This window comes from Burkholderia sp. Se-20373 (assembly GCF_017104705.1).
In the GTDB taxonomy this organism is placed as follows: Bacteria; Pseudomonadota; Gammaproteobacteria; order Burkholderiales; family Burkholderiaceae; genus Burkholderia.
Window position 1 is genome coordinate 1 of the sequence record NZ_JAAGPH010000017.1, and the last position, 26,745, is coordinate 26,745.

Here is a 26,745-nt window from a genome sequence, read left to right on the forward strand (position 1 = left end):
GGGCGCCGGCAACCCGCGCGACTCGAACCAGCCGGACGGCCCGATGTAAGCCCCGCCGGCGAGATCGGGCGAGGTCGCCGCATGAATCGCGGGCAGCGCGCCCTGGTCGGCCGGCTGCGCGAGATAACGGTTCGCGGCGCGCATCAGCGCGGCACGGGCGGGCGAGCGGTCCATCGCCGGGCCCGCGAACTGCAGGTTGGTCGCCGCGTAGCCCGGGTGCGCGGCCACGCTGATCCCGGCGAACGCCGCGCGCTCGAAACGGCGCTGCAACTCGATCGCGAAGACGAGATTCGCGAGCTTGCTGTCGCAATAGGCGAGATAACGGTTGTAGCGGTGTTCGGCGCGCAGGTCGTCGACGCGGATCCGGCCGCCGCGGTTCAAGCCGCTCGACGTCGTCACGACCCGCGCCCGGCGCGCGGCGCGCAACGCGGGCAGCAGATGGCCGGTGAGCGCGAAATGGCCGAGGTGGTTGGTGCCGAACTGCATCTCGAAGCCGTCGTGCGTATGACGCAGCGGCAGGAACATCACGCCGGCGTTGTTGCAGAGGATGTCGACGCGGCCGTGACGTTCGCCCACATCGGCCGCGAAGCGCGCGATCGACGCGAGATCGGCGAGGTCGAGCGCGTCGACTTCGACGCGGGCATCGGGATGGAGCCGGCGGATCGCGTCGGCCGCCTGCGTGGCGCGGGCAGCGTCGCGGCAGCCCATCACGACCGTCGCGCCTTTCGCGGCCAGCGTTTCCGCCAGCTGCCAGCCGAGCCCGCTGTTGGCGCCGGTCACGACCGCGACCTTGCCGCCCTGCGCCGGGACGTGGCGCGCGCTCCATGCATGCATGTCTGCCTCCATCGGCGCGGCCGGGCGGCCGCGGCGCGTAATCGTTACATTGAGTGGTGTAACGATAGTGCGCGCGGGCGTGGCAGACAAGTGAGGGAACTAGACCGGCGCTTCTAGGGCCGGCGCATCGGATGGCGCCGCGTGCGGTGACGCGCGGCGGCAGGATTTACCTGCCGCCGGCCAGTGCGAGCACTTCGGCGGCGGAGATCATCGCGGCCGCGTTCGCGGGCGCCGGGCGTTCGGCCGGGCGGAAGACTTCGTCGCCGCGGTGGATCACCTGGCGCGACAGCGCGCAGGTGCCGGTGCGTTGCGCAAAGCGGCGGCGCCAGCGCTGTTCACCGTAGTGACAGCGGCCGGGCTCGACCCAGCGGACGACGAGCAGCGTATCGGAACGTTCGAGGATTTCGACGTGGACGTCGGCGGGATCGAGCGCAGGCAGGGATTTGGAGGCCTTCATTTGCCGTTTCCTAAAGCTCGTGCGGTTCGGTCATGGCAGTGGATGTCACTACCCGATGGCGAATCCGTAGCGGTTTCCATGAGTGGTGCGCTAAATGTAAGCGTCTGTGACCGGAAAAAACATCCTGTCTGGCTCAAATTACCTTTTGCCGATTTAGAAACAATCCAGGCTTATTTTCTTGGAAACCACAGACAAAAACGCCCCGGACACGAAGTCCGGGGCGGAAAATCGGCCTGCGCGCCGTGTCTGCTCGCCCAGTCACGGAGCCCATCGCCGGGGGGGACGGAGGTGCCCGCAGGGATCGAACGCGGGCGGGGTGGCGATGGACGGGAAGCGCAGTCCGGTACGTCATGATGGCGCGCGCATCCCGTTGAGACCCTGACGTGAACATGACTTTTTCGTCAGTTTGGCGGGGTGCCGTGCCGAGCGTGCGCGAAAAAACCGACTGGAGGGCCGCCGGTATTGGATTCGTCCGAATCCCGGGGCGTGCTCGCGGGCGCTGTCGAACGTCGAATCCGTGCTCAACAGCCCCATTTCTCCACCCGGGTAAATACTGAATCCCGATTCCGTGACAAACGCGGGATCACTTCCTATGATTGGTTGGACCTTTAGTCCTTTGTGCCAATCGGCCGACGGGTGGCCGCTTTTTCGGGAGAGTCGCTCATGAGATTGCAGGGCAAACGCGCGCTAGTGACGGCGGCCGGGCAGGGCATCGGCCGCGCGACCGCGCTGCGCTTCGCGAGCGAGGGCGCCGACGTGCTGGCGACCGACATCAACGAAGCCGCGCTCGTGCGGCTCGAGGCCGACGCCGAGCGCGCGGGCGGCCGGCTGGCCACGCGTCGGCTCGACGTGACCGATGCGCGGGACGTCGCGGCGCTCGCCGCGAACGAGCGCGCATTCGACGTGTTGTTCAACTGCGCGGGCTATGTCCACCACGGCTCGATCCTCGATTGCGACGACGAAGCATGGGCGTTCTCGCTGAACCTGAACGTCACGTCGATGTACCGGCTGATCCGCGCGCTGCTGCCCGCGATGCTCGAAGCCGGCGGCGCGTCGATCATCAACATGGCGTCGGCCGCGTCGAGCGTGAAGGGCGTGCCCAACCGCTTCGTCTACGGCACGACCAAGGCGGCCGTGATCGGCCTGACCAAGGCGGTGGCCGCCGATTTCGTCGAGCGGGGCATCCGCTGCAACGCCATTTGCCCGGGCACGATCGAATCGCCGTCGCTGGCGCAGCGGATCGCGGACCAGGCGCGCACGCGCCACGTGTCGACCGACGAGGTGCGCCAGGCGTTCGTCGCGCGCCAGCCGATCGGACGCATCGGCACCGCGGAGGAAGTGGCCGCGCTCGCGCTGTACCTCGCGTCCGACGAAGCGTCGTTCACGACCGGCGCGATCCACCTGATCGACGGCGGCTGGTCGAACTGACCACGCCCCTCCCATTCACTTTCCGTATCGGCTCAACACGACATGAAACTGCTGAGATTTGGCGACAAACACCATGAAAAGCCGGGCCTGCTCGATGCGCAGGGCCATATCCGCGACCTGTCCGGCGTGATCGACGACCTCGCCGGCGACGCGCTGTCACCCACCTCGCTCGCGCGGCTGCGCGACATTCCGCCGTCGTCGCTGCCGCTGGTCGAAGGCACGCCGCGGCTCGGCGCGTGCGTGGGCCGCGTCGGCAAGTTCATCTGCATCGGGCTCAACTATTCCGACCACGCGGCCGAATCGGGGATGGAGGTGCCGAAGGAGCCCGTCGTGTTCGGCAAGTGGACGAGCGCGATCTCGGGGCCGAACGACGACGTCGAGATTCCGCGCGGCTCGGAGAAAACCGACTGGGAAGTCGAGCTCGGTGTGGTGATCGGCCAGGGCGGCCGCTACATCGCGGAAGCCGACGCGCTGTCGCACGTCGCCGGCTATTGCGTGGTGAACGACGTGTCGGAGCGCGAATTCCAGCTCGAACGCGGCGGCACGTGGGACAAGGGCAAGGGCAACGACACGTTCGGGCCGCTCGGCCCGTGGCTCGTGACGGCCGACGAAGTGCCCGATCCGCACGCGCTGCGGCTGTGGCTCGACGTCGACGGCCATCGCTACCAGAACGGCACGACCGCGACGATGGTGTTCCGCGTGCCGCACCTGATCAGCTACCTGAGCCGCTTCATGAGCCTGCAGCCGGGCGACGTGATCTCGACCGGCACGCCGCCGGGCGTCGGCCTCGGGCAGAAGCCGCCCGTCTATCTGCGCGCCGGACAGGTGATCACGCTCGGCATCGACGGGCTCGGCGAGCAACGCCAGCGCACCGTGCAGGCCTGATTTCCTTTAACGGACGGTTCGTCATGCCTATCATTCGATCGATGCGCGTCCTCGACGTGCGCTTCCCGACCTCGCGCCAGCTCGACGGCTCCGATGCGATGAATCCGGACCCCGATTATTCGGCGGCCTACGTCGTGCTCGAAACCGACCATGACGGGCTCGAAGGTCACGGGCTCACGTTCACCATCGGGCGCGGCAACGAAATCTGCTGCGCGGCGATCGACGCGATGCGCCACCTCGTCGTCGGCCTCGACCTCGACTGGATCCGCGAAGACATGGGCCGCTTCTGGCGGCACGTGACGTCGGACAGCCAGTTGCGCTGGATCGGCCCCGACAAGGGCGCGATCCACCTGGCGACGGGCGCGGTCGTCAACGCGGTGTGGGATCTGTGGGCGAAAGCCGAACGCAAGCCGCTGTGGCGGCTCGTGGCCGACATGAGCCCCGAGGAACTGGTGAGCGCGATCGACTTCCGCTACCTGACCGACTGCCTGACGCCGGACGAAGCGCTCGATCTGCTGCGCCGCCAGGCACCGGGCAAGGCCGACCGGATCGCGCTGCTGGAGCGCGACGGCTACCCGTGCTACACGACGTCGGCGGGCTGGCTCGGCTACAGCGACGACAAGCTGCGGCGGCTGTGCCGCGAAGCCGTCGACGCCGGGTTCGAGTACGTGAAGCTGAAGGTCGGCGCGAACCTGGAGGACGACATCCGCCGCGTGACGATCGCGCGCGAGGTGATCGGCCCCGACCGCAAGCTGATGATCGACGCGAACCAGGTGTGGGAAGTGGACGAGGCGATCGACTGGGTGCGCGAGCTGGCGTTCGCGCGGCCGTGGTTCATCGAGGAGCCGACCAGCCCCGACGATGTCGAAGGGCATCGCAAGATCCGCAAGGCGATCGCGCCCGTGCAGGTCGCGACCGGCGAGATGTGCCAGAACCGCGTGCTGTTCAAGCAGTTCATCGCGCGCGGCGCGATCGACGTCGTGCAGATCGACGCGTGCCGGCTCGGCGGCGTGAACGAGATTCTCGCGGTGATGCTGATGGCCGCGAAGTACGGGCTGCCCGTGTGCCCGCATGCGGGCGGCGTCGGGTTGTGCGAGTACGTGCAGCATCTGTCGATGATCGACTACATCTGCATTGCGGGCACGAAGGAAGGGCGCGTGACGGAGTACGTCGATCACCTGCACGAGCATTTCGTCGAACCGTGCGTCGTGCGCGGCGCGGCGTACATGCCGCCGACGGCGCCCGGTTTCTCGATCGAGATGAAGCCCGAATCGCTGGAGCAGTACCGGTTCCGCGGCTGACACGCGTCGGGCGTGCCGACAACATGAACGACGGAGACGCGAAGTGGATTTGAATCTGCAACACAAGGTCGTGATCGTGACCGGCGGCGCGTCGGGCATCGGCGCCGCGATCTCGATGCGGCTGGCCGAAGAAGGTGCGATTCCGGTGGTGTTCGCGCGCCACGCGCCCGACGATGCGTTCTGGCGCGTCGTCGTGCAGAAGCAGCCGCAGGCCGTATGCATCCCGGTCGAATTGCAGGAAGATGCGCAGTGCCGCGATGCCGTTGCGGAAACGGTCACGCGCTTCGGCCGGCTCGACGGCCTGGTCAACAACGCGGGCGTCAACGACAGCATCGGGCTGGATGCCGGGCGCGACGCATTCGTTGCGTCGCTCGAACGCAACCTGATCCACTACTACGTGATGGCGCACTACTGCGTGCCGCACCTGAAGGCGTCGGGCGGCGCGATCGTCAATGTTTCGTCGAAGACGGCCGTCACCGGGCAGGGCAACACCAGCGGCTATTGCGCATCGAAGGGCGCGCAGCTCGCGTTGACGCGCGAATGGGCCGTCGCGTTGCGTGACGACGGCGTGCGCGTGAACGCGGTGATTCCGGCCGAGGTGATGACGCCGCTGTACCGGAGATGGCTCGACGGTTTCGACGACCCCGACGCGAAGCTGGCGGGCATCGCGGGCAAGGTGCCGCTCGGCCAACGCTTCACGACGGCCGACGAAATCGCCGATACGGCCGTGTTCCTGCTGTCGGAACGCGCATCGCACACGACGGGCCAGTGGCTGTTCGTCGACGGCGGCTATACGCATCTCGACCGTGCGATCAGCTGAGGGCGTCGATCCATGCAACCCGACCCGACTCCGAACGCCGCACCGCCGCTGATCGCGTTGACCGGCATCGGCAAGCGCTTCCCCGGCGTGCAGGCGCTCGACGACTGCCATTTCGACCTGCGTGCCGGCGAAGTGCATGCGCTGATGGGCGAGAACGGCGCCGGCAAGTCGACGCTGATGAAGATCCTGGCGGGCGTCTACCAGTGCGACGAAGGCGAGATCCGGATGGACGGCCGCGCGGTGGAGATCGCCGATCCACGCGCCGCGCAGGCGCTCGGGATCGGCATCATCCATCAGGAACTGAACCTGATGAACCACCTGAGCGTCGCGCAGAACATCTTCATCGGCCGCGAGCCGCGCGGCCGCTTCGGCGTGTTCGTCGACGAAGCGGCACTCAACCGCGACGCGGCCGCGATCTTCGCGCGGATGCGGCTCGATCTCGACCCGCGTACGCCGGTCGGCCGGCTCACGGTCGCGAAGCAGCAGATGGTCGAGATCGCGAAGGCGCTGTCGTTCGACTCGCGCGTGCTGATCATGGACGAGCCGACCGCCGCGCTCAACAACGCGGAGATCGCCGAGCTGTTCCGCATCATCGGCGACCTGCGCGCGCATGGTGTCGGCATCGTCTACATCTCGCACAAGATGGACGAGCTGCGCCAGATCGCCGATCGCGTGACCGTGATGCGCGACGGCAAGTACGTGGCGACCGTGCCGATGGCGGACACGTCGATGGACGCGATCATCGCGATGATGGTCGGTCGCCAGCTCGCGACCGAATTCCGCACGCCGCCCGATACATCGGCAAACGACGTCGCGCTCGAAGTGCGCGGGCTGTCGCGCGGCCGCGCGATCCGCGATGTCGGCTTCACGCTGCGGCGCGGCGAGATCCTCGGCTTCGCCGGGTTGATGGGCGCCGGCCGCACCGAGGTCGCGCGCGCGGTGTTCGGCGCGGACCCGGTCGATGCGGGCGAGATCCGCGTGCACGGCAAGACCGTGACGATCCGAACGCCGGCCGACGCGGTGAAGCACGGCATCGGCTACCTGTCCGAGGATCGCAAGCACTTCGGGCTCGCGGTCGGGATGGACGTGCAGAACAACATCGCGCTGTCGAGCATGCGCCGCTTCGTGCGCCGCGGCGTGTTCCTCGATGCGCGTGCGCTGCGCGACACCGCGCAAGCGTACGTGCGGCAGCTCGCGATCCGCACGCCGTCGGTGACGCAGCCGGCGCGGCTGCTGTCGGGCGGCAACCAGCAGAAGATCGTGATCGCGAAGTGGCTGCTGCGCGACTGCGACATCCTGTTCTTCGACGAACCGACGCGCGGCATCGACGTCGGCGCGAAAAGCGAGATCTACAAGCTGCTCGACGCGCTCGCCGCCGACGGCAAGGCGATCGTGATGATCTCGTCGGAATTGCCCGAGGTGCTGCGCATGAGCCACCGGATTCTCGTGATGTGCGAAGGGCGCGTGACCGGCGAATTGCGCGCGGCCGATGCCACGCAGGAAAAGATCATGCAGCTCGCGACGCAGCGCGAGTCGACCGTATTGTCCTGAATCAGACGCCGAGACGCTTACCCGATCATGTCCAACGATACGCATCCCGTTCCGCCCCTCGCGTCCGGCGACACGCCGGCCGGCGCATCGAGCCTGAAGTCGCGCTTCTTCAATCCGGCCGCGCGGCAGAAGCTGCTCGCGTTCGCGAGCCTCGTGCTGCTGATCGTGTTCTTCAGCGTCGCGTCGCCGAACTTCCTCGAAGTCGACAACCTCGTCGCGATCCTGCAGGCCACCGCGGTGAACGGCGTGCTGGCCGTCGCCTGTACCTACGTGATCATCACGTCGGGCATCGATCTGTCGGTCGGCACGCTGATGACGTTCTGCGCGGTGATGGCCGGCGTCGTGCTGACGAAATGGGGGATGCCGCTGCCGCTCGGGATCCTGGCCGCGCTGTTTTTCGGCGCGTTGTCGGGCAGCGTATCGGGCTTCGTGATCGCGAAGATGAAGGTGCCGCCGTTCATCGCGACGCTCGGCATGATGATGCTGCTCAAGGGGCTGTCGCTCGTGATCTCGGGCACGCGGCCGATCTACTTCAACGACACGCCGGGCTTCACGTCGATCGCGCAGGATTCATTGATCGGCAACCTGATTCCGGCGCTGCCGATTCCGAACGCGGTGCTGATCCTGTTCCTCGTCGCGATCGGCGCGTCGATCGTGCTGAACCGCACGATCTTCGGCCGCTACACCTTCGCGCTCGGCAGCAACGAGGAAGCGCTGCGGCTGTCGGGCGTGAACGTCGACGCGTGGAAGATCGCGGTCTACACGTTCAGCGGCGCGGTGTGCGGGATCGCCGGGCTCCTGATCGCGTCGCGGCTGAATTCCGCGCAGCCCGCGCTCGGGCAGGGCTACGAGCTCGATGCGATCGCGGCCGTCGTGATCGGCGGCACGTCGCTGTCGGGCGGCGCGGGCAGCATCGTCGGCACCATCATCGGCGCGTTCATCATGAGCGTGCTGACGAACGGCCTGCGCATCATGTCGGTCGCGCAGGAATGGCAGACGGTCGTGACGGGCGTGATCATCATCCTCGCCGTCTACGTCGATATCCTGCGCCGGCGGCGCCGCTGATGGCCGCGTTCACGCGGGCAGGTGCTTCATCGCCGGTTCCGGCCGGCGTCCCAGTCGTTCCAGTCGGTTGAGTCGATACGAAAAAAGGAGACGCGAAGTGATCAGGAGCAAGGTGTTGAACGCGATCGTCGGGCTGACGTTCGCCGTCGGCGTCACGGCCGGCGCGCAGGCGCAGGAAACCTACATCCCGTTGATCTCGAAGGGCTTCCAGCATCAGTTCTGGCAGGCCGTGAAAGCGGGCGCGACGCAGGCCGCGAAGGACTACAAGGTGAAGGTGACGTTCGAAGGGCCGGAGACCGAGGCGATGGTCGACAAGCAGATCGACATGCTGTCGGCCGCGATCGCGAAGAAGCCGGCCGCGCTCGGCTTCGCGGCGCTCGACAGCAAGGCCGCGCTGCCGCTCTTGAAGAAGGCGCAGGCCGAGAAGATCCCGGTGATCGCGTTCGACTCGGGCGTCGACAGCGACATCCCTGTGACGACGGCCGCGACCAACAACAAGGCCGCCGCGTCGCTCGCCGCCGACAAGCTCGCCGCGCTGATCGGCGACGAGGGCGAGGTGGCCGTGGTCGCGCACGACCAGACGAGCCGCACCGGCATCGACCGCCGCGACGGCTTCCTCGAACGGATGAAGTCCGCGCACCCGAAGGTGCAGGTCGTGACCGTGCAGTACGGCGAAGGCGACCAGCTGAAGTCGACCGAGGTGACGAAGTCGATCCTGCAGGCGTATCCGAAGCTCAAGGGGCTGTTCGGCACCAACGAGGGCTCGGCGATCGGCGTGGTCAACGGCGTGCGCGAGATGAAGCGCAAGGTCGTGATCGTCGGGTACGATTCCGGCAAGCAGCAGAAGGACGCGATCCGCAGCGGGCTGATGGCCGGCGCGATCACGCAGAATCCGATCGGGATCGGCTACAAGACGGTCGAGGCGGCCGTGAAGGCGATCAAGGGCGAGAAGCTGCCGAAGGTCATCGATACCGGTTTCTATTGGTACGACAAGACCAATATCGACGATCCGAAGATCGCGGCGGTGTTGTACGACTGAACGTTGCGTCGCGCGGCGGTGGCGCGCGCCGCCGCCGCGGCGACCGGACACGAGGGCATCATGGGCGCAGTGCGTATCGATTCGCATCAGCACTTCTGGCGCTACCGCGCCGCCGATTACCCGTGGATCGGCCCCGGCATGGGCGTGCTCGCGCGCGACTACCTGCCCGATGCGCTGTGGCCGCTGATGCACGCGCAGGCGCTCGGTGCGTCGATCGCGGTGCAGGCGCGCGCCGGGCGCGACGAGACGGCGTTCCTGCTCGATCTCGCGCGCGACGATGCGCGCATCGCGGCGGTGGTCGGCTGGGAGGATCTCGCCGCGCCGCAGCTCGCGGATCGCATCGCCGAATGGCGCAGCCCGAAGCTGCGCGGGTTCCGTCACCAGGTGCAGGATGAAGCCGATGCCGGCGCGTTCGTCGCGGAGCCGGGCTTCGACCGCGGCATCGCCTGGCTGCAGGCGAACGGCTACGTGTACGACGTGCTCGTGTTCGAGCGCCAGTTGCGCGAGGTGTGGGCGTTTTGTGCGCGGCACGACGCGCACTGGCTCGTGCTCGATCACGTCGGCAAGCCCGCACTCGCCGATTTCGAGCGCGACGACACGGCGCTCGCGCGCTGGCGCGCCGCGTTGCGCGAGCTGGGCGCGCTGCCGCATGTCGTGTGCAAGCTGTCGGGGCTCGTGACCGAGGCCGACTGGAAGCGCGGGCTGCGCGGGAAGGACGTCCGGCGCATCGAGCAGTGTCTCGACGCGGCGCTCGACGCGTTCGGCCCGCAGCGGCTGATGTTCGGGTCGGACTGGCCCGTGTGCCTGCTGGCCGCGTCGTATGACGAGGTCGCGTCGATCATCGAGCGCTGGGGCGAGTCGCGACTGTCGGCGGCCGAGCGCACCGCGCTTTGGGGCGGCACCGCCGCACGTTGCTATGGGGTGCCGACGTGAGCGCGCGGGCGTGCCCGTTGGGGCGTGGCTTCATCGGACGAATGGCGACGGGCGCCACGGTGTGTCGATGGTTGCGGTCGCATCGATGCGTCACCCGATGCCGGGGGCCGAACCTTTAGAATATGCGCAAACGGTTGCGTGCGATGCGCGCGCGGCCGTCCGGAACGAAACCGATCACCAGTCCCGACGTATGTCCATCCAGCCGATTCAGAACCGCCGCCTCTACCAGCAGATCGCCGACAAGCTCAGTGCGATGATCGAGTCCGGCGATTTTCCGCCGGGCAGCTACCTGCCGCCCGAGCGCGAACTGGCCGAACAGTTCGGCGTGTCGCGCACCTCGGTGCGCGAGGCGCTGATCGCGCTCGAAGTGAGTGGGCTCGTGAGCGTGCGCGTCGGCGACGGCGTGAAGGTGCGCCATCCCGAAACGGCCGCCGCGCCTGAACCCGCGCCTGTCCCTGCGGAGAAGGCCGCGCCGTTCACGATCGTCGAGATCGATCCCGAACTCGGCATCGCACTCGACCTCGATACCGAAATCCCGCCGTTCGCGTTGCTGCAGGCGCGCCGGCTGATCGAGCCGGAAGCGGCGTCGCTGGCCGCGAAGCACGGCTCGGACGAGCAGATCGAAGGGATCCACGAGGCGTTCCTGCGCAACCAGGCAGACAACCTCAGTGGCTCGCTCACCCATCCGGGCGACCGGTTGTTTCATATCCGCATCGCGGAGGCGAGCGACAACGCCGCGTATGCGCTGATGATCAAGCAACTGCTCGCGCACAAGTACGACCTGATGTTCCAGCGGCTGCAGTCGCTGTACATGCCGAACGACATGCCGCACCGGTCGGAACTCGAACACCGCGCGATCCTCGATGCGATCCGCGCACGCGACCCGGACGCCGCGCGCCGCGCGATGGCCGAGCATCTCGACGAAGTGATCCGCATCTTCGGCCGCGCGCTCGATTGAGCGCGCGTCGAAGCGTGACCGGTTGCCCGTTCAGAAGCGATCCGCGCGATACGGCGCCGGATCGGTGAACGGCGCTTCGCCGGTCATCATCTCGGCCAGCAGTCGTCCCGTGACGGGGCCGAGCGTCAGCCCGTGATGGTTGTGCCCGAACGCGAACCACAGCCCGCGATGCGCGGGCGCGGGGCCGATTACCGGGCGCATGTCGGGCGTGCACGGCCGGAAGCCGAGCCAGGGCTGCGGATCGAGCCGCTCGCCGAAACCGAACACGGGCCGCGCGACGCGTTCCGCGCGTTCGAGCTGCACGCCGGTGGGCGGCACGCCGCGCCGCGCGATCTCGACGCCGGTCGTCAGCCGCAGCCCGCGCTTCATCGGGGCGATCACGTAACCGTATTCGCGATCGACGATCGGCGCCGACGGCACGCCGCGCGCGGACGGCGCGTAGTGCATGTGATAGCCGCGCTTCTCGCGCAGCGGGATCGTGTAGCCGAACTTGCCGAACACCGTGTCGGACCACGGGCCGAGCGCGACGACCACGGCCGGCGCGGCGGCCATGCCGTCCTGCGTCCTGACCTGCCAGCCCGGCGACAGCGCATCGAGGCTCGCGGCGTCGCCCGTCAGCAGCGTGCCGCCGCCCTGCACGAAGAGTTGCGCGTACGCTTTGACGAGCGCGGACGGGTCGACGACGCTTTTCGGATCGAGCCAGTGCAGCGCGCCGCAGAAGCCGGGCGCGAGGCTCGGTTCGTGCGCGCTCAGCGCGGCCGCATCGAGCGGCGTGATGCCGAGCCCGTGGCGGCGAGCGGTGAGTCCGGCCTCGGTCACGCCGCGTTCGAATGCCGCGGGCGTGCGGAACGCTTCCAGCCAGCCGTTCGCGCGGATGAGTTCGCCGGCGCCGGCCCGCGCGATCAGCGCGTCGTGCTCGACGATGCAGCGCTCGATCAGCGGCAGCATGTCGCGCGACGCCGCCGCGTGACGCAGCGGCGCCGATTCCCACCAGAAACGCGCGAGCCATGGCGCGAATGCGGGCAGCGACGCGCTGTGCCAGTAGAGATCGGTCGAGCGGTTCAGCGCATAGCGCATCAGCGTGAACGGGCTGCGCGGGAACGGATACGGTTCGACCGACGAGCGCTCGATCAGCCCCGCGTTGCCGAAGCTCGTGCCTTCGCCGGGCGCGCCGCGATCGACGAGGGCGACCTTGCGCCCGCGATCCTGCAGGTGGAGTGCTGCGGAGACGCCGACGATGCCTGCGCCGAGAACGATGACGTCGAAATCCATGAATGACGGTGACAGAGTAGGGTTAGTGGATGGACCGCTTGCGTGAAGATCCATGGTCCATTCAGAACCCGAGGATACCTCCGAAGCGCACGGGTGCGTCGCGCGATGCCCGACGGTTGGGCGCGCATCGGGTTTCATGCGCGTCATGCCACGAAGCGACACGTTCGCTCGCCGGCGATAATCGGTTGGCGTTTCGTCCGGACCTGCGTCAATCTCAGGCGGGCGCGCAATATGCCAGTGAAAGTCGATTGCGTGATCGACAGGTGTGCGGCTCCAGTCATTCCGGAATGACTGACAATGCCGGAAAACCGCGGTGCGGCGCGATTCGCCGGGACTCATTTGTTTTTGAATTGCCGGTGTGTGGTTATTTTCCGTATCGGTAAATTATCCCGTGTTGCGTCGCGGAAATGTCAGAATTACCCGTCTCACTGTTCCGGGAAATAAAGGCCGGCCGCATCACCAGCTGGCTGCCGGAATTCGAGGGGACTACTTAATTGAAAGGTATGGACTCGCCCGAGGCGTGCCGTTATGATGGCGCCGCTTGTCGTGAGAGACAGCCGATCCCCGCCAAGAAAAAGACATAAGCGTGGGAGAAAATACCGATTTTCTCGAATGTTTGCCTGCTGGCGAATGCAATTGCGTTGATTGCCTGAAAGCCGCGAATCGCATTCCGTCGAAGATGCATTCGGAAATTAATATTTCGGACATCGACATGTAGTAATGCCGCGCCGCCTGCGTCGCGGCAATCAGAAAAGAAAGCGAGAGGGCCCATGAAAGAGTTGCCAGGAATCGCCGGATTGGCCGAGTCCGCGGGATCGTCGCCGCTTGCTGGCGCGCTGCAATCGGGCGCGATGCAAATGGCCGCGGCGGCGAATCCCGTCGTCGGCAAGATCGCGCCGACCGCATCGGCCGTCATGCAGGCCCTGGCCGCCGGCGGGAATCCGGCGCAGATTGCGGCGTCGATGGCCGCACCGGCGGCCGGCATGCTGAATCCGCTTGCCGGGTCACTCGCTTCCGGCGCGATGGCCGGCATGCGCGGCGCGGGTGCCTCGGCGATGCCGATGGCGGCTGCCGACGCGCCGCCGGCCGTCGACGATCACCCGCTCGCCGGGCAGCCGCTTTCCGATCTCGCTTCCGCACCGCAATTCTTCGTTCCGGGCCAGACGGCCGCGCAGCCCGGCGCCTCCGCCGCGTCGTTGCCGTTCAGCGAGACGACGCGCCTGCTGCGCTTCCAGTCGTCGCTGACCGGCAACCGCGCGCTGTCGATCGCGGCGATCACCGGCGGCGAAGCGCTGTCGGAAATGCCCGGCTACACGCTCGACCTGATCACGCAGAATCCGTCGATCGACCTCAAGGACGTGCTGAACCAGGCGGTCGCCGTGAACATCACGCTCCAGGACGGATCGGAGCGGCAGATTCACGGCTATCTGGTCCGGTTCGGCTTCGAGCGCAACGACGGCGGCATCGCGCACTATCGCGGCGACCTGGCGCCGTGGCTCTGGTATCTCGGCAAGCGGGTCAACAGCCGGATCTATCAGCAGGTCACGGTGCTCGACGTGCTGCGCAAGGTCTTCGCCGATTACGGCGCGCTGGTCGATTACCAGACGCACATCAAGCAGGAACTGAAGCCCGAGGATTACGTCGTCCAGTTCCAGGAAAGCGACCTGAATTTCGTCAGCCGGCTGCTCGAGCGGCACGGGCTGTTCTACTACTTCGAATACCGGCAGGACGGTCACACGCTCGTGATCGCCGACGATTCGGCATCCTGTCCCGACCAGGCGCACGATCCCGTCGTGACCTACAACGCCGCGAGCGGCGTGCAGCAGGCGGACCGCCTGACCGCGCTGTCGGCGAGCCGCGAAACCCAGCCCGGCGTGGTGGCGCTGCATACGTTCGACTACAAGCACCCGAAGGGCCGGCCTTACGTCGAACTGCCGACGCTGGCCGATCAGGGCAATGCACCGAAGCTTGAGGTGTACGACGGCAGTTCGGCATTCGCCTACAAGGACACCCGCGCGGGCGAGGCGGAAGCCAAGCGCCGGCTTGAGGTGTACGAGTGGCAGGCCAAGGTATTTCGCGGCGAATCCGGTTGCCGCGGGCTCACGGTCGGCCGCAAGTTCAAGATCGACGGGCACTTCTGGTTCGACCCGGCCAAGCAGGACGACAACACGTTCCTGGTCGTCGGGATCCGGATCGACGCGAAGAACAACTTCGACGATGCCTCGGCGCAGCCCGGCAGTTTCCGCAACGAACTGACGCTGATCCGCAGCAAGATTCCGTATCGTCCGGTGCGGCAACATGAGAAGCCGGTGATGCCCGGCCCGCAGAGCGCGATCGTGGTCGGCCCGAAGGGGCAGGAGATTCATACCGACGGCATGGGCCGGATCAAGGTGCAGTTCCCGTGGGACCGCTACGGCAAGAACGACCAGGACAGTTCCTGTTGGATCCGCGTGTCGCAGCCGTGGGCAGGGCGCGGCTGGGGCACCGTCGCGATTCCGCGCGTGAACCAGGAGGTCATCGTCGATTTCCTCAACGGCGATCCCGACCGGCCGATCATCGTCGGCCGCATGTTCAACGCGGAACAGACGCCGCCCTACGGCTTGCCCGACGGCGCGCACCAGATGGGTTTCCACAGCAACTCCACGCCCGGCGGCGGCGGGTTCTGCGAAGTCGTGATCCACGACAAGAAGGGCGAGGAACTGGTCAATATCCACAGCCAGAAGGATATGGCCACGACGGTCCAGAACAATCACGTGACGGTCGTGAACGGCCCGAACCAGACCAACGTCGTCACGCAGGGCCAGCACGCGAGCATCGTGCGCAAGGCGATTTCCGTGCAGTCGCAGGACGAGCACATCCGGCACACGGCGAAGACGGCGGTGATCCTGCATGCGCAGGAACAGCATATGGCGCTCAAGGCGAAGGGCCCCGTGCAGATCGAATCCGATACCGAGCACGTGCACGTCAAGGGCTCCCAGTCGATCGTGCTCGAATGCGGGAAGGCGAAGATCACACTGTCGGCCGACGGGCAGATCGTGCTCGACGGCACGCGCGTGGTCGTGCTGGGCTCACAAAGTGTCGACCTGAATCCCGATGGCGCGACCGGGCCCGCGGCGCCGCCGCTCGTGCCGGTGAACGATCCGACCGATCCCGAGCCGAACGCTGCCGCACCGGCGGCAGGGGGTGGCGGAGGAGGGGGCGGCGGCGGTGGCGGAGGGGCAGCCGCCGCTGCGCCGGCGCACGGGAAAAAGCAGGCGAAAGGCGCGCCGAAGAAAGCCGTGGCGACCGGGCTCGGCGCCGACGTCGACAAGCTCGCCGCGAAGTCGCCGACGCTCGAACACGACATCGCCAAGTTGCAGAGGGACGGCTGGCATATCCAGTACGGTCCGGCGAATCAGGGGTCGTCCACGAACAAGCACGGCCAGCCGCCGACGATCGTGATCGACGGCAACGACCGCGGCAATCCGCAGGCCGTCGTCCAGGGGCTCGCGCATGAAACCGGACACGCGCTGTACCCGGGCGCGCCGGATTTTTCGAGCAAGACCCATTACGTCAACAGCGAACTGGCGGACGAAGGCGCGGCGACGATGAACAACATCAAGGTGCAGCGCGAAATCCTCGCGCACGGCGGCCCCGACATCCAGATCGCCGGCAATCCGGCCAATTCGCCGGCCTACAATGCCGCGTACAACCAGTTCGTGAAGAACGGCGACGCGAACGCGGCACGGGCCGCCATCGGCCACGTCTATGGCACGGGCGAATACGCGTCGGTGCCCGTCAACGGCCAGTATGTCAATTATCAAACGTACTACGGAAGCTGGTATGACCGTACTTATCCCCCGTCCCACTAAGCGCGGCCGCGGCGCGGCGATCGTCGCCACGCTGCTGCTCGCAATGTCGCTGGGCGTGACACCGGCGTGTTCGGAAGGATCGAAGAAGATGCACACAACCGTTCAACTCAGTCTCTGGCAAGTGATCGACCAGATCGGCGCGCATCAGCCGATCCGGCGCGAACCCGTCGAGCACTTGCTGCACGCGAAGCTCGCGCGCAGCGAATCGAGCAACGAATACTTCACGTTCTGGAGCAACGACGACGGTGCGCCGATCAAGCTCGACGACGGCACGCAGATCGAGCGTGTCGTGCTGCGGACGAGCAATGAAGGCGGCGCGCAGGGTGCGCTGACGTTGACGCTGTCCGGCCATTGCGTCGGCCGCGACGAGGTGAAGGCGCATTTCGCCGGGATGCGGATCGCCGGTACGCCGACGGGCCGCTCGCCGAACGAGGAGACGACGTTCCGCTCGGAGACACCCTGGGGCGAACTCGTGTTCGGGTTCGCGGAGCGCAACCCCGATTGCCTGTCGAGCGTCGGTTTTGGCGAGAAGTCGAAGTAACGCGCGCCCCTCACGCATGTGCGCGGATCGATAAAAGGAAAAACGGAATGGCGGCTTACCGATTGCACGAGGGGCGCATGGCGTTGCCCGACGGCTGGCGCGACCAGACCATGAATGTGTTCCATTTGCCGGATGCGTCCGGTCGCAAGGACGTCGCATTCGTGGTGACGCGCGACTACGACACGCCGCTCGATGACGCCGGCGCGTACGCGGATGTGCAGCAGACGGCGTTCAAGCGCCAGTTTCCGGGCTACAAGCCGCTCGCGCGGGAGGCCGTCACGATCGGCGGACTGCCGGGCATCATGCTCGACTACCAGTGGCGCAGCGACAAGACGGTGCTGCGGCAGCGGCAGGCGATGGTCCGGCTCGACGATGCGATGCTGGTGTTCACGCTCAATGCGCGCGTGGAGGATTTCGAGCGGCACGTGCCCGCGTGGACGTCGATCCTGGCATCGTTCGTCGTGATGCCGCCGGTGCCGGATGAAGCCGATACGCCGGCGGCCGCGCACGAAAGCCTGCCGCATGTGTTCGCGCTGTCGGCCAGGACACGCGTGCTGCGCGTCTATCCGGACCTGCGCACGGTGTGCGAGCGGATCAGCACGCGCGAAGTCGAAGGTCACGACTGGGTGTTCTTCGCGAGCGACGGCTCGCCGCTCGAACCGAGCATTGTCCAGCACAGCCGCCACGGGTTGTTCAAGGCGGAAGGGCGCTACGAGTTGCGGCCCAGCCGTGGCTATTCGGGGCTCCCGCTGCTGCGCCGGCTCGACGCGGTCACGGCCGTGGAGGGGGTGCCGCCGCTGATCTCGCTGCAGGACATCGAAGCGCATCTGCGTCAGCAGGCCGCCGCGCGGCCGGACGGCGCGTCGTCATGAGCGGTGCCGAGGCCGCCCTGCGCGCGGCCCGCATGGGCGACGAGATCGGCCATGGCTTCGGGCTGCTCGGCATGATCGCGGGCGCGGTGGTCGGCGCGGTGGTCGCGGCTGCCATCGTGACGGCGACCGCGGCCACCGGCGGCCTCGCGCTCGTCGCGATCATCGGCGGCTGCGTGGCGGGTGGCGGCCTCGCCGGCGGCGCGCTGGTCCGCGGCATCCAGAAAGCGGCCAACCTGCCCGGTCCAACCACCGGCATGCTGCATCAGGGATCGCCGAACGTCACGGTCAACAGTCGCTCCGCGCTGCGCGCCGGCGTCGACTATGCGGACGAATGCAACGGCCTGCCGTTCAATCATTTTCCGCAGACGCGGTTGCTGGTCGCGCAGGGGTCGCGCACCGTGACCGTCAACGGCAAGCCAATGGCGCGCCTGTCGATGAAGATGGAATGCGGCGCCGCCATCAAGACGGCGAGCGACAACGTGACGGTCGGCGGCGAGACCGTCACCGTCGTGGAGATTCACGACACGGAAGCGATGTTCGAGACGGCCCTCGAAGTGCTTGGCTTCGTCGCGCTCGGCGCGGCCGGGCTGGGCGCGCTCGCGGCCGGCCTGGGCGCCACCGCACTGTTCGCGGGCACGGTGATCGGCGCCAACGTCGGCCTGAATGCGCTCCATTCATGGGGCGAGTCGCTGGGCCCCGGCTACGGCGACATCATGGTCGGCGTCGCCGGGTTCGCGCTGCTCGGCCTCGGCGCGAAGGGCGCGGACACGGAAGCCGCGAAGAACGCGGTCGATGTGTTGAACCGCACCAAGGTGGAGATCGAGCCGAACACGCTCGGCGCGAACGGCGGCAACGTCCGCGTCACGACCAAGGGCGTGCCGCGCACGCTGTACGATCAGCTGCGCGCCAAGACGCCGAGCTCGAAGATCCAGAAGATGGTCAACGAGAACTACGAGCCGGGCATGGACGATCCCGCGCTGCCGGGCCTGACGATCGACAAGCCGCTGCATGCGGACCACATCGTATCGATGAAGGAGATCACCGAGATGCCCGGGTTCAAGGATCTGTCCTTCGACAACCAGGTCAAGGTGCTGAACAACCCCGACAACTTCACGGGCCTGAGCGAGACGGCGAACACGTCGAAGGGGTCGAAGTCCTATGCCGACTGGACCGAATACAAGAAGGGCGGCATCAAGGTGGACGAAGGATTCAGGCAGCAGATGATGCAGCGCGAAGCCGATAACCGGACGCTGCTGCAGCAGCAGATCAAGGATTTGCTTGGCGATCAGCCCAAGTAGAATGTGTCGACGACGAATTCAAGGGTGAGTGGCAATGATTGAGCTATCCGCAACGACTTACACGGCCGAACTGAAGCGCTTCAAGCTGCGCGGCCAGGTCTGGCTCGCAGCGAACGAGATTCCCGCCGACGTGCAGGTGCCGACCGCCTGGCGCGTGCTGCTGGATACGCCCGACGCCGCGCTGGGCAACTGGCTCGCGAAGATGTGGGCGGGCGTCGCCGGCCGCTTGCCGGCGGTCGAGCAGTTCTTCGCGGAGAAGCTGCGGCGCCCCGCCGTGTTCCAGAAGGAGAGCGGCGATCTGTGCCTGCTCTATCCGTACACGGTCGAACAGGACGACCTGAACTTCTTCATCGGCCATCCGCCGCTCGGCGATCTCGTATCGGATGACATGCCGCTGTGGCGCGCATTGCCCGACGATCTGCGCAGCTTCTACCAGTTCACGCACAACGGCTGGACGTTCTTCCCCGCGAACTCGATGGGCCCGTTGCCGATCGGCGACCAGACCGCGCTGACGGACAAGCTCGACCTGACGCCCGACGAGACGCGCCAGCTCGGCGTGAATCCGGATCTCGTGTGGACGGTGTTCCAGAATGGCGGCGGCGACTATCTGTGCCTCGACCTGCGCGACAGCGCCGGCGACGGCAGCGACGCAGGGCGGATCTGGTGGCACGAGAATCCGACCGAACTCGAACCGGTGGATTTCTGGGCCGTGATGAACGCGTGGTTCGAGATTTTCGTCGAGGAAGCCGACCAGCGATGATGAGATACGCCCGGCGCCTTTTGGGGCGTCGGGCGTGTCGGCGCGGGCCGTCGGGCGCGTCCGTCGTCAGCTCATTTCGAACAGCGTCCCCCATCGCGCCAGCACGCGCGTATCGACCCCCGCCATCCTCAGCGTTTTCCACACCACGGTCGCCACCGTGTCATAAGCGGCGATCCCGGTCGCCTGTTCGAACGGCCCGGCCAGATGGGCGGCATGCAGGTTCGTGCAGAACGTCGCCACCGCATGCGGGCGCGCCCGCGCAGCCTGGCGCATCAGCGCCGCGATCTGCGTATCGGGCACTTCCGCGAAGCTGAAGTTGTCGCGCAACCCGAGAGGCTGTTCGCCCACGCATTCGATGCCGAGCTGCGCATACTGGCGCACGATCCGCTGCTGCACGTCGTCGAGATACGGCGTGACCAGGCCGAGCCGCCGCACACCGGTGCGTTCGAGCAGTTCGTTCAACGCCAGCACGGACGTCGTCGCCGGAATGCCGGTGGCCTGCTCGATGACGCGGCACAGGGCCGCGTCGCGTTCGAAGCCGAGCCAGCCGGCCGACGTGCCGCTCCAGCCGAGCACGTCGACGCGCGCGTCGGCGAGCTGCCGCGCCGCGACGAGCATGCGCGCCGCGTCGAACTGGTCGAGCGCGGCGTCGGTGAGCGCAATTTCGGTCACGGTGAAGCGCGCGAAATGCACGCTGACGTCTGGCAGCCCGGCGACGATCGCGGTCGTCAACGGTTCGAGCGCGGTGTTCGACGACGGCGTCAGGATGCCGATGCGGATGCGCGGATTCATCGCGGGGCGTCCGTTCAATCGAGCAACTGCCGCACGGCGTCGACGGCCTCGCGGCGCAGCGCGGCCAGGTCGAGGCCCGGAATCTCGCCGTTGTCCACCACGACGCGGCCGTTCACGATGTTGAACTTCACCGGCGCGGGCTCGCCGGCCGTCACGGGCGCAATGGCGTAATCGTGGAAGCCGTTGAAGCGCGACCCGCTCACGTCGTACAGCACGAGATCGGCGGCCCGGCCCGCTTCGAGCGTGCCGACCGCGTTCAGCCCGAGCACGCGCGCGCCGCCTTGCGTGCCCCAGTGCAGCACTTCCTCGGCGGTGGTGGCCGACGCACCGTGCGCCGCACGATGCACGAGCCACGCGAAATTCGCTTCGTGCGTCATGCTGCCGGATTCGTTCGACGCGACGCCATCGACACCCAGCGACACCGGCACGCCGGCCGCCGCCATGCGCGGCGCGGGCGCGATGCCGCTGCCGAGCCGCGCGTTGCTGACGGGGCAGTGCGAGCAGCCGGTGCCCGTTTCGGCGAGCAGCGCGATTTCGTTCTCCTCGAGATGGACGAGGTGCGCGAACCATACGTCCGGGCCGAGCCATTCGTGTTCGGCGACGAATTCGACCGGGAGCTTGCCGTAGCGCTCGCGACAGAAGTCGACGTAACGCGTCGTCTCCGACAGGTGCGAATGCAGCCGCAGGCCCATCCCGCGCGCAGCGCGCGCGACTTCGGGCAGCAGGTCGGGCGGCAGCGAGAAGGTCGGTGTCGTCGGGGCGACGACCACGCGCCGCATCGATGCGGTGCCCGCGTCGTGATAACGCGCCTTCAGCCGTTCGATATCGGCAAGCATCTGGTCGAGCGTCTCGGGCCGCAACGCCGTGCCGGCGAAGCCCGGATGATCGCCGGCCGCCTGCAATGCGCCGCCGCGGCACAGCACGAAGCGCATCCCGAAGGCGGCCGCTTCGTCGAACAGCAGGTCGCCGGTCTCGGTCGCGCCGCCCGCGTGATACAGGTAGTGATGATCGGCGCAGGTCGTGACGCCGGACAGCAGCAACTCCGCGAAGCCGAGCCGTGCGGCGATGCGTGCGAGTGCCGGCGTGAAGCGCGCGACGCGCGGATACGGTACGGCCGCAAGCCATTCCTGCAGGCCGGCGTTGATCCCGGCCGGCACGGCCTTCAGCAGGTTCTGGAACAGGTGGTGATGCGTGTTGACCCAGCCCGGGTAGACGACGCAGTCGGTCGCGTCGATCACGCGTTCACCGGGCAGCGGTGCGAGCTCAGGCGCAATCGTGTCGATCCGGCCGTCGCGGATGCGCAGGTCGGCCTGGCCGAGCCGCGCGGCGTCGCCGGTGCGGCCGCTCATGACCGCGATCGGGTTGCGGATCAGCAGCGAAGATGAAGGAACGCTCATGGTCGGGTCTCCTCGGATACGGATAGTCGGGTTGTGGTTCGTCAGGCGCCGCGCGGGCTCGATGCCGCACGCGGCCTGCGGCCCGTCAGTCGCACTCGCGCGCCATCGGGCTGCCGTGCGCGGCGTCGGCTCGGACGTGCGATTCAACCGGGTCGGCCGCCGGCACACCGTTGAGCAGCGCGTTGAGCAGCACCGACACGAGGCACGCGAGCACGACGCCGCTGTGCAGGAACGGCTGCGTCCAGTCGGGCATGTGCGCGAACACCTTCGGCGCCATCACCGGAATCAGCGCGGTCGCGATCGTGAAGCCGACGATCAGCACGTTGTAGCGGTTGCCTTCGAAGTCGACTTTCGCGAGCGTCTGCACGCCGGCGGCGACCACCACGCCGAACATCGCGATGCCGGCACCGCCGAGCGCCGCGGACGGCGTCGACGCGACGATCGCGCCGATCTTCGGCACCAGCGCGACGACGCACATCAGCACGCCGCTGACCGCGACGATCCAGCGGCTGCGCACGCCGGTCAGGATCACGAGCCCGACGTTCTCCATGAACGCGATGAACGGGAACGCGGCGAACGTGCCGGCGATCGCGCTCGCGACGCCGTTTGCCCGCAGCCCGCGCACGACGTCCTCCTCGCTCACCTGCTTCTCGACGATGTCGCCGATCGCGACGAACAGCCCCATCGACTCGACCATCTGCACGATCATCACGACGACCATCGTCAGCACCGGCACGATCGCGAACACCGGCGTGCCGAAGTGGAACGGGTAGGGCACGGTGAACCACGGCGCGGCGGCGACGTTCGTGAAATTGCCCATCCCGAGCGCGATCGCGAGCAGGCTGCCCGCGACGAGCCCGATCAGCACCGACAGGTTGCGCAGGAACGCGTTCGCGAAGCGGTTGACCGCGAGGATCACGACCGCGACGACGAGCGCGACCGCGAGAAACGACAGTTCGCCGAACTGCAGCTTCGCCGCGTCGCCGCCGCCGGCCCACTGGTACGCGACCGGAAACAGCTGCAGCCCGATCACGGTGACGATGCAGCCGGTCACGACCGGCGGGAACAGGCGGCGCAGCCGGCCGACCAGCGGCGCGGCGAAGGTCGTGATGATGCCCGCGCCGATCACCGCGCCGCACACGCCGGCGAACCCCACGCCCGGCGTCAGGCCGATCGCGATCACGGGGCCGACGCTGCTGAACGCGACGCCCTGCAGGATCGGCAGGCGCACGCCGAGTTTCCAGACGCCGACCGTTTGCAGGATCGTCGAGATGCCGGAACAGAACAGCGCGGTGCTGATCAGCACGGTCGTATCGGCGGGCGACATCTTCAACGCCGATGCGACGATCAGCGGCACCGCGATCGCGCCGATATAGGCGACGAGCATGTGTTGCAGGCCGAGCGTCAGCATCTGGCGGCGCGGCAGGACCCGATCGACGGGATGTGAAGCAGCGTTCATGGGCGAGTCTCCTGAGGTTCGTTTGCGGGCGGGCGCGCGATGCGCCCGCCTGGCGTGCCCGTCAGGCCGCGACCGCCGCGGCGAGACAGGCATGGAAACGGTCGGTCAGCGCGGCGCGATCGAGATCGCGGCCGATGAAAACGATGCGTGACGAGCGCGGCTCGCACCCCCACGCCTGCGCGGCGCGCAGCTCGATCACGCCGTGCACGCCCTGCAGCACGTAGCGCTGCGCGCGGCCCTGCACGGCCAGGATGCCCTTCATCCGGAACAGGTTCGCGGTATCGGCGCGGCGCAGCTCGCCGAGCCACGTTTCGAGCGCGTCGAGATCGACGTCCCCGTCGACTTCGATGCCGACCGACGACACGCTGGCGTCGTGTTCGTGGTGGTCGTGATCGTCGTCGTGCGCGTGGGCTGCGTGCGCTTCGTGTGCGTGGTCGTCGTGCTCGTGCTCGTGCGCGTGTTCGGCCGCATGCGGCGCATCGGCCTGCAGCCCGTCGCTCTCGACGAGGATCTGCGCGAATTCGTTCGCGCCGATGCCGAGGATGCGGTCGAGGTCGACCTGTGCATAGCTCGACGTGACGATTTCCGCCGTCGTGTTCAGCGCGCGCAGCCGCGCGGTCAGCGCATCGACGTCCGGCGCGGCGACGAGGTCGACCTTGTTGATCACGATCCGGTCCGCGCAGACGATCTGGTCGACCGCCTGGTTGTCGCGGCCGTCGAGCACCAGATCGTCGAGGTGCGCGCGGATATGCTTCGCGTCGACCATCGTGACGACCGCGTCGAGCGCGACTTCCTTCGCGATCGGATCGTCGAGGAAGAAGGTCTGCGCAACCGGATACGGATCGGCGAGGCCGCTCGTCTCGACGATGATGTGATCGAGCCGGTCGGGGCGCGCGACGAGCATCCGCACGATCCGCACGAGATCCTCGCGCACCGCGCCGACGCAGCACACGCAACCGTTGGTCATCTCGTAGATTTCCTCGGTCGATTCGAGCACGAGGCCGCCGTCGATGCCGATCTCGCCGAACTCGTTCTCGATCACCGCGATCTTGCGGCCGTGCTTCTCGCGCAGGATGTAGTTCAGCAGCGTGGTCTTGCCTGCGCCGAGAAAGCCCGTGAGCACGGTGACCGGAATCTTCTCGACGTCGCTGTGGGTGGTGTGGATGTGGGTCATGATGCGTCTCCGTTGAGTCGGTTGGGCTGCGGGTTCGGCTGTGATGCGTTGTCTTTCCAGCGATGGACGGTGCGGGAATCGAGGTCGAACAGGTCGAGCACGCGGCCGAGCGTGTGGTCGATCATCTGGTCGAGCGAAGCGGGGCGCGCGTAGAACGCCGGCACCGGCGGCGCGACGATCGCGCCCATCTCCGTGACGGTGGCCATGTTGCGCAGGTGCGTGAGCGTGTACGGCGTCTCGCGGGCGAGCAGCACGAGCCGGCGGCGCTCCTTCAGCACGACGTCGGCCGCGCGCGAGATCAGGCCGGAGGAAAGGCCGCTCGCGATCTCGGCGAGCGTCTTCATCGAGCACGGCGCGACGATCATCCCGAGCGTGCGGAACGATCCGCTCGAAATCGGCGCCGCGATGTCGTCGCTGCGGTACAGCACACTCGCGAGTGCGGTGATGTCGGACAGCCGGAAGTCGGTCTCGTGCGCCATCGTCAGCGCGGCGGCGCGCGACACGACGACGTGCGTCTCGATGTCGAGGTCGCGCAGCAGCGCGAGCAGCCGCATCCCGTACACGAAGCCGGATGCGCCGCTGATGCCGACCACGAGCCGCCGCGCGCTCATCGCGACGCTCCGCCGAGTTGCGCGATCACGTGCGCGGCGCGCTGCATCGCGGCGGCGCCGACGCGTGCGCGCACGCCGTCGAAGCGCGAGCCGCGCGTCGCGTCGATCCCCATCCGCGACGTCGTGCCGTCGGGCGACGACGACGGATCGAGCGGGCTGCCGGGCAGGCCGTCGACGACGAACAGGTCGCGGTGCGGCTGGAAGTGCGTCGCGATGGCCCACAGCACCTGCGCGTCGTCGGTGATGTCGACGTCGCTGTCGACCGCGACGACGCTCTTCAGGTACGGGTCCCAGCCGAGCAGCGCGAGCATGATCTGGCGCGCTTCGCCGTCGCGCGATTGCTTGAGCGCGACGTAGCAGTGGAAGTGCGTGCCGGAATTCGGATAATGAATCGCGGTGACGGCAGGAAAGCGCGCCTTCAGCTTCTCGCTCATCTCGGCTTCACGCGGCAGCCGCGCGAGCGTCAGGTGCTCCGCGTACGGGCCGCCGACCACGTCGACGAGCCATGCATCCCTGCGCCGCATCATCGCGTCGATGCGCAGCACGTTGTTGGTCGAACGGTCCGACGAGTAGCCGGTGAATTCGCCGAACGGGCCTTCTTCCGCCTGCGCGTCGGGATCGATCGTGCCTTCGAGCACGAACTCGGCGGCGGCCGGCACGCCGATGCCGTGGCGCGGCGTGCGCACGAGCTGCAGCGGCGCGCCGAACAGCCCGCCGGCAATCGCCCGCTCATCCGCGCCGAACGGCACGCGCGCGGCGGCCGCGAGCATGAACAGCGGATGCGCGCCGATCACCATCGCCACCTTGAGCGTGTCGCCGCGCGCCTTCGCGGTCTGCAGCATCCGCCACAGATGGCCGCGCGAATGCAGGCTCGTCGCCAGCGCGTTGCGCGCATGCGGCATCGAGCGGTGGTAGCTGAGATTCGCGACGCCCGTCACCGGATCTTCGGCGACGATCACCGCATTGGTCACGTAGGGCCCGCGATCGGTTTCGAAATGGCGGATCATCGGCAGCCGCGCGAGATCGACCGCGTCGCCTTCGGTCACCTGATCGAGCACGGGGCCGTGCGGCACGACGACCGGCGCGACGGGTGCGTTCGCACGCTGCTGCCACGCGTCGAACAGGCCGTTTGCATCGACGCCGAACAGCCGGCCGATGCGCGTGCGGGACGCAAATACGTTGGTGACGAGCGGCGTCGACAGACCGTCGACGCGCTCGCAGACGAGCATCTCGTGCCGCCCGCGCGCGGCGAGCGACGCGACGACGGCCGTGACGTCCTGGTCGGCGGACAGCGGCTGCGCGAGCGTCAGCACGTCGTCCGGAAAGCGTTCGCGATAGGCGTTCGCGAAGTGATGAAAATCCTGCTGCTCGGCGAAAAAGCTGGACGCCATGATGCACTCCGTCGGATGCGGAAGGGGAAAGGCCGGATCGCGCGCGTGTTCGATGC

General features: G+C 67.6%; 24 protein-coding genes. 14 read left to right on the forward strand and 10 right to left on the reverse strand.

Annotated elements, in window-relative coordinates; genetic code table 11:
• Together G3N96_RS08605 and G3N96_RS08610 are read right to left on the reverse strand one after the other, a co-directional pair.
• The coding region (locus G3N96_RS08605) for an oxidoreductase (protein ID WP_206136939.1) at positions 1–834 on the reverse strand (834 nt) is incomplete at its 3' end.
• Positions 835–1,000: 166 nt separating this feature from the next.
• Positions 1,001–1,291 (reverse strand): DUF3331 domain-containing protein, encoded by a 291-nt coding sequence (locus tag G3N96_RS08610; RefSeq protein ID WP_039366241.1) that lies wholly within the window; start codon positions 1,289–1,291, stop codon positions 1,001–1,003.
• A gap of 663 nt (positions 1,292–1,954) precedes the next feature.
• On the opposite strand from G3N96_RS08610, the gene G3N96_RS08615 reads away from it, so the two are divergent.
• From G3N96_RS08615 to G3N96_RS08655, 9 genes are all read left to right on the forward strand, one after another.
• Positions 1,955–2,719 carry an SDR family oxidoreductase gene (locus tag G3N96_RS08615; RefSeq protein WP_124578516.1) on the forward strand — a complete coding sequence of 255 codons (765 nt, stop codon included), beginning with the start codon at positions 1,955–1,957 and terminating at the stop codon, positions 2,717–2,719.
• Positions 2,720–2,761: 42 nt separating this feature from the next.
• Positions 2,762–3,604: an ureidoglycolate lyase gene (locus G3N96_RS08620; protein ID WP_124578514.1), complete on the forward strand. Its 843-nt coding sequence runs from the start codon at positions 2,762–2,764 to the stop codon at positions 3,602–3,604.
• 23 nt (positions 3,605–3,627) lie between these two features.
• Positions 3,628–4,905, forward strand: a complete 1,278-nt coding sequence (locus tag G3N96_RS08625; protein WP_206136940.1) for an L-fuconate dehydratase — start codon at positions 3,628–3,630, stop codon at positions 4,903–4,905.
• A 43-nt stretch (positions 4,906–4,948) separates the two neighbouring features.
• Complete coding sequence (locus G3N96_RS08630; RefSeq protein ID WP_206136941.1) at positions 4,949–5,725, forward strand: SDR family oxidoreductase; 777 nt, start codon at positions 4,949–4,951, stop codon at positions 5,723–5,725.
• Positions 5,726–5,737: 12 nt separating this feature from the next.
• On the forward strand, positions 5,738–7,276 hold the full coding sequence (locus G3N96_RS08635) for a sugar ABC transporter ATP-binding protein (RefSeq protein WP_206136942.1): 1,539 nt from the start codon (positions 5,738–5,740) through the stop codon (positions 7,274–7,276).
• A gap of 27 nt (positions 7,277–7,303) precedes the next feature.
• On the forward strand, positions 7,304–8,341 hold the full coding sequence (locus G3N96_RS08640) for an ABC transporter permease (RefSeq protein WP_089462170.1): 1,038 nt from the start codon (positions 7,304–7,306) through the stop codon (positions 8,339–8,341).
• A 97-nt stretch (positions 8,342–8,438) separates the two neighbouring features.
• Positions 8,439–9,380 carry an ABC transporter substrate-binding protein gene (locus G3N96_RS08645; protein ID WP_089441826.1) on the forward strand — a complete coding sequence of 314 codons (942 nt, stop codon included), beginning with the start codon at positions 8,439–8,441 and terminating at the stop codon, positions 9,378–9,380.
• A 60-nt stretch (positions 9,381–9,440) separates the two neighbouring features.
• On the forward strand, positions 9,441–10,313 hold the full coding sequence (locus G3N96_RS08650; protein WP_124578503.1) for an amidohydrolase family protein: 873 nt from the start codon (positions 9,441–9,443) through the stop codon (positions 10,311–10,313).
• Between the two features lie 190 nt (positions 10,314–10,503).
• Positions 10,504–11,271, forward strand: a complete 768-nt coding sequence (locus tag G3N96_RS08655; protein WP_206136988.1) for a FadR/GntR family transcriptional regulator — start codon at positions 10,504–10,506, stop codon at positions 11,269–11,271.
• A 30-nt stretch (positions 11,272–11,301) separates the two neighbouring features.
• Here the strand turns inward: G3N96_RS08655 and G3N96_RS08660 are convergent, their stop codons facing one another.
• Together G3N96_RS08660 and G3N96_RS08665 are read right to left on the reverse strand one after the other, a co-directional pair.
• Positions 11,302–12,543, reverse strand: coding sequence for an FAD-binding oxidoreductase (locus G3N96_RS08660; protein WP_089475409.1), 1,242 nt, complete (start codon positions 12,541–12,543; stop codon positions 11,302–11,304).
• 526 nt (positions 12,544–13,069) lie between these two features.
• Positions 13,070–13,576 carry a hypothetical protein gene (locus tag G3N96_RS08665; protein WP_206136943.1) on the reverse strand — a complete coding sequence of 169 codons (507 nt, stop codon included), beginning with the start codon at positions 13,574–13,576 and terminating at the stop codon, positions 13,070–13,072.
• A gap of 28 nt (positions 13,577–13,604) precedes the next feature.
• Between G3N96_RS08665 and tssI the strand changes: the two genes are divergently transcribed.
• The 5 genes from tssI (at position 13,605) to G3N96_RS08690 (ending at position 19,865) form a co-directional block, all read left to right on the forward strand.
• Positions 13,605–16,394 (forward strand): type VI secretion system tip protein TssI/VgrG, encoded by a 2,790-nt coding sequence (gene tssI / locus G3N96_RS08670; protein WP_206136944.1) that lies wholly within the window; start codon positions 13,605–13,607, stop codon positions 16,392–16,394.
• Positions 16,366–16,935 carry a hypothetical protein gene (locus G3N96_RS08675; RefSeq protein WP_206136945.1) on the forward strand — a complete coding sequence of 190 codons (570 nt, stop codon included), beginning with the start codon at positions 16,366–16,368 and terminating at the stop codon, positions 16,933–16,935. The genes tssI and G3N96_RS08675 overlap by 29 nt, the downstream gene beginning before the upstream one ends.
• Before the next feature lie 77 nt (positions 16,936–17,012).
• A complete protein-coding gene (locus tag G3N96_RS08680) occupies positions 17,013–17,807 on the forward strand; it encodes a DUF1795 domain-containing protein (RefSeq protein ID WP_206136946.1) in 795 nt (264 codons plus the stop codon).
• Complete coding sequence (locus tag G3N96_RS08685) at positions 17,804–19,105, forward strand: PAAR domain-containing protein (protein WP_206136947.1); 1,302 nt, start codon at positions 17,804–17,806, stop codon at positions 19,103–19,105. The genes G3N96_RS08680 and G3N96_RS08685 overlap by 4 nt, the downstream gene beginning before the upstream one ends.
• A gap of 34 nt (positions 19,106–19,139) precedes the next feature.
• Positions 19,140–19,865, forward strand: coding sequence for an SMI1/KNR4 family protein (locus G3N96_RS08690; RefSeq protein WP_124578491.1), 726 nt, complete (start codon positions 19,140–19,142; stop codon positions 19,863–19,865).
• A 66-nt stretch (positions 19,866–19,931) separates the two neighbouring features.
• On the opposite strand, the gene G3N96_RS08695 is transcribed toward G3N96_RS08690, so the two are convergent.
• The 6 genes from G3N96_RS08695 to G3N96_RS08720 all read right to left on the reverse strand — a co-directional run bounded on the left by G3N96_RS08695 (position 19,932) and on the right by G3N96_RS08720 (position 26,689).
• Positions 19,932–20,657, reverse strand: coding sequence for an Asp/Glu/hydantoin racemase (locus tag G3N96_RS08695; RefSeq protein WP_206136948.1), 726 nt, complete (start codon positions 20,655–20,657; stop codon positions 19,932–19,934).
• 14 nt (positions 20,658–20,671) lie between these two features.
• Positions 20,672–22,054, reverse strand: a complete 1,383-nt coding sequence (locus tag G3N96_RS08700) for an amidohydrolase family protein (protein WP_206136949.1) — start codon at positions 22,052–22,054, stop codon at positions 20,672–20,674.
• An 85-nt stretch (positions 22,055–22,139) separates the two neighbouring features.
• On the reverse strand, positions 22,140–23,513 hold the full coding sequence (locus tag G3N96_RS08705; protein ID WP_124578487.1) for a nucleobase:cation symporter-2 family protein: 1,374 nt from the start codon (positions 23,511–23,513) through the stop codon (positions 22,140–22,142).
• A gap of 61 nt (positions 23,514–23,574) precedes the next feature.
• Positions 23,575–24,687, reverse strand: a complete 1,113-nt coding sequence (locus G3N96_RS08710) for a GTP-binding protein (protein ID WP_206136950.1) — start codon at positions 24,685–24,687, stop codon at positions 23,575–23,577.
• Entirely contained in the window at positions 24,684–25,298 is a 615-nt protein-coding gene (locus G3N96_RS08715) for a UbiX family flavin prenyltransferase (RefSeq protein WP_089475404.1), read from the reverse strand. The genes G3N96_RS08710 and G3N96_RS08715 overlap by 4 nt, the downstream gene beginning before the upstream one ends.
• Positions 25,295–26,689: a UbiD family decarboxylase gene (locus G3N96_RS08720; protein WP_206136951.1), complete on the reverse strand. Its 1,395-nt coding sequence runs from the start codon at positions 26,687–26,689 to the stop codon at positions 25,295–25,297. Before G3N96_RS08720 ends, G3N96_RS08715 begins: the two co-directional genes overlap by 4 nt.
• Between the last annotated feature and the right edge of the window lie 56 nt (positions 26,690–26,745).

Bases quoted from the DNA above. Each gene is read 5' to 3' on its own strand.
- G3N96_RS08610 (WP_039366241.1), bottom strand. From the start codon at position 1,291: ATGAAGGCCTCCAAATCCCTGCCTGCGCTCGATCCCGCCGACGTCCAC.
- G3N96_RS08615 (WP_124578516.1), top strand. From the start codon at position 1,955: ATGAGATTGCAGGGCAAACGCGCGCTAGTGACGGCGGCCGGGCAGGGC.
- G3N96_RS08620 (WP_124578514.1), top strand. From the start codon at position 2,762: ATGAAACTGCTGAGATTTGGCGACAAACACCATGAAAAGCCGGGCCTG.
- G3N96_RS08625 (WP_206136940.1), top strand. From the start codon at position 3,628: ATGCCTATCATTCGATCGATGCGCGTCCTCGACGTGCGCTTCCCGACC.
- G3N96_RS08635 (WP_206136942.1), top strand. From the start codon at position 5,738: ATGCAACCCGACCCGACTCCGAACGCCGCACCGCCGCTGATCGCGTTG.
- G3N96_RS08640 (WP_089462170.1), top strand. From the start codon at position 7,304: ATGTCCAACGATACGCATCCCGTTCCGCCCCTCGCGTCCGGCGACACG.
- G3N96_RS08650 (WP_124578503.1), top strand. From the start codon at position 9,441: ATGGGCGCAGTGCGTATCGATTCGCATCAGCACTTCTGGCGCTACCGC.
- G3N96_RS08655 (WP_206136988.1), top strand. From the start codon at position 10,504: ATGTCCATCCAGCCGATTCAGAACCGCCGCCTCTACCAGCAGATCGCC.
- G3N96_RS08660 (WP_089475409.1), bottom strand. From the start codon at position 12,543: ATGGATTTCGACGTCATCGTTCTCGGCGCAGGCATCGTCGGCGTCTCC.
- G3N96_RS08665 (WP_206136943.1), bottom strand. From the start codon at position 13,576: ATGCCGGCCATCGCGCCGGAAGCGAGTGACCCGGCAAGCGGATTCAGC.
- tssI (WP_206136944.1), top strand. From the start codon at position 13,605: ATGGCGGCTGCCGACGCGCCGCCGGCCGTCGACGATCACCCGCTCGCC.
- G3N96_RS08675 (WP_206136945.1), top strand. From the start codon at position 16,366: ATGACCGTACTTATCCCCCGTCCCACTAAGCGCGGCCGCGGCGCGGCG.
- G3N96_RS08680 (WP_206136946.1), top strand. From the start codon at position 17,013: ATGGCGTTGCCCGACGGCTGGCGCGACCAGACCATGAATGTGTTCCAT.
- G3N96_RS08685 (WP_206136947.1), top strand. From the start codon at position 17,804: ATGAGCGGTGCCGAGGCCGCCCTGCGCGCGGCCCGCATGGGCGACGAG.
- G3N96_RS08690 (WP_124578491.1), top strand. From the start codon at position 19,140: ATGATTGAGCTATCCGCAACGACTTACACGGCCGAACTGAAGCGCTTC.
- G3N96_RS08695 (WP_206136948.1), bottom strand. From the start codon at position 20,657: ATGAATCCGCGCATCCGCATCGGCATCCTGACGCCGTCGTCGAACACC.
- G3N96_RS08700 (WP_206136949.1), bottom strand. From the start codon at position 22,054: ATGAGCGTTCCTTCATCTTCGCTGCTGATCCGCAACCCGATCGCGGTC.
- G3N96_RS08705 (WP_124578487.1), bottom strand. From the start codon at position 23,513: ATGAACGCTGCTTCACATCCCGTCGATCGGGTCCTGCCGCGCCGCCAG.
- G3N96_RS08710 (WP_206136950.1), bottom strand. From the start codon at position 24,687: ATGACCCACATCCACACCACCCACAGCGACGTCGAGAAGATTCCGGTC.
- G3N96_RS08715 (WP_089475404.1), bottom strand. From the start codon at position 25,298: ATGAGCGCGCGGCGGCTCGTGGTCGGCATCAGCGGCGCATCCGGCTTC.
- G3N96_RS08720 (WP_206136951.1), bottom strand. From the start codon at position 26,689: ATGGCGTCCAGCTTTTTCGCCGAGCAGCAGGATTTTCATCACTTCGCG.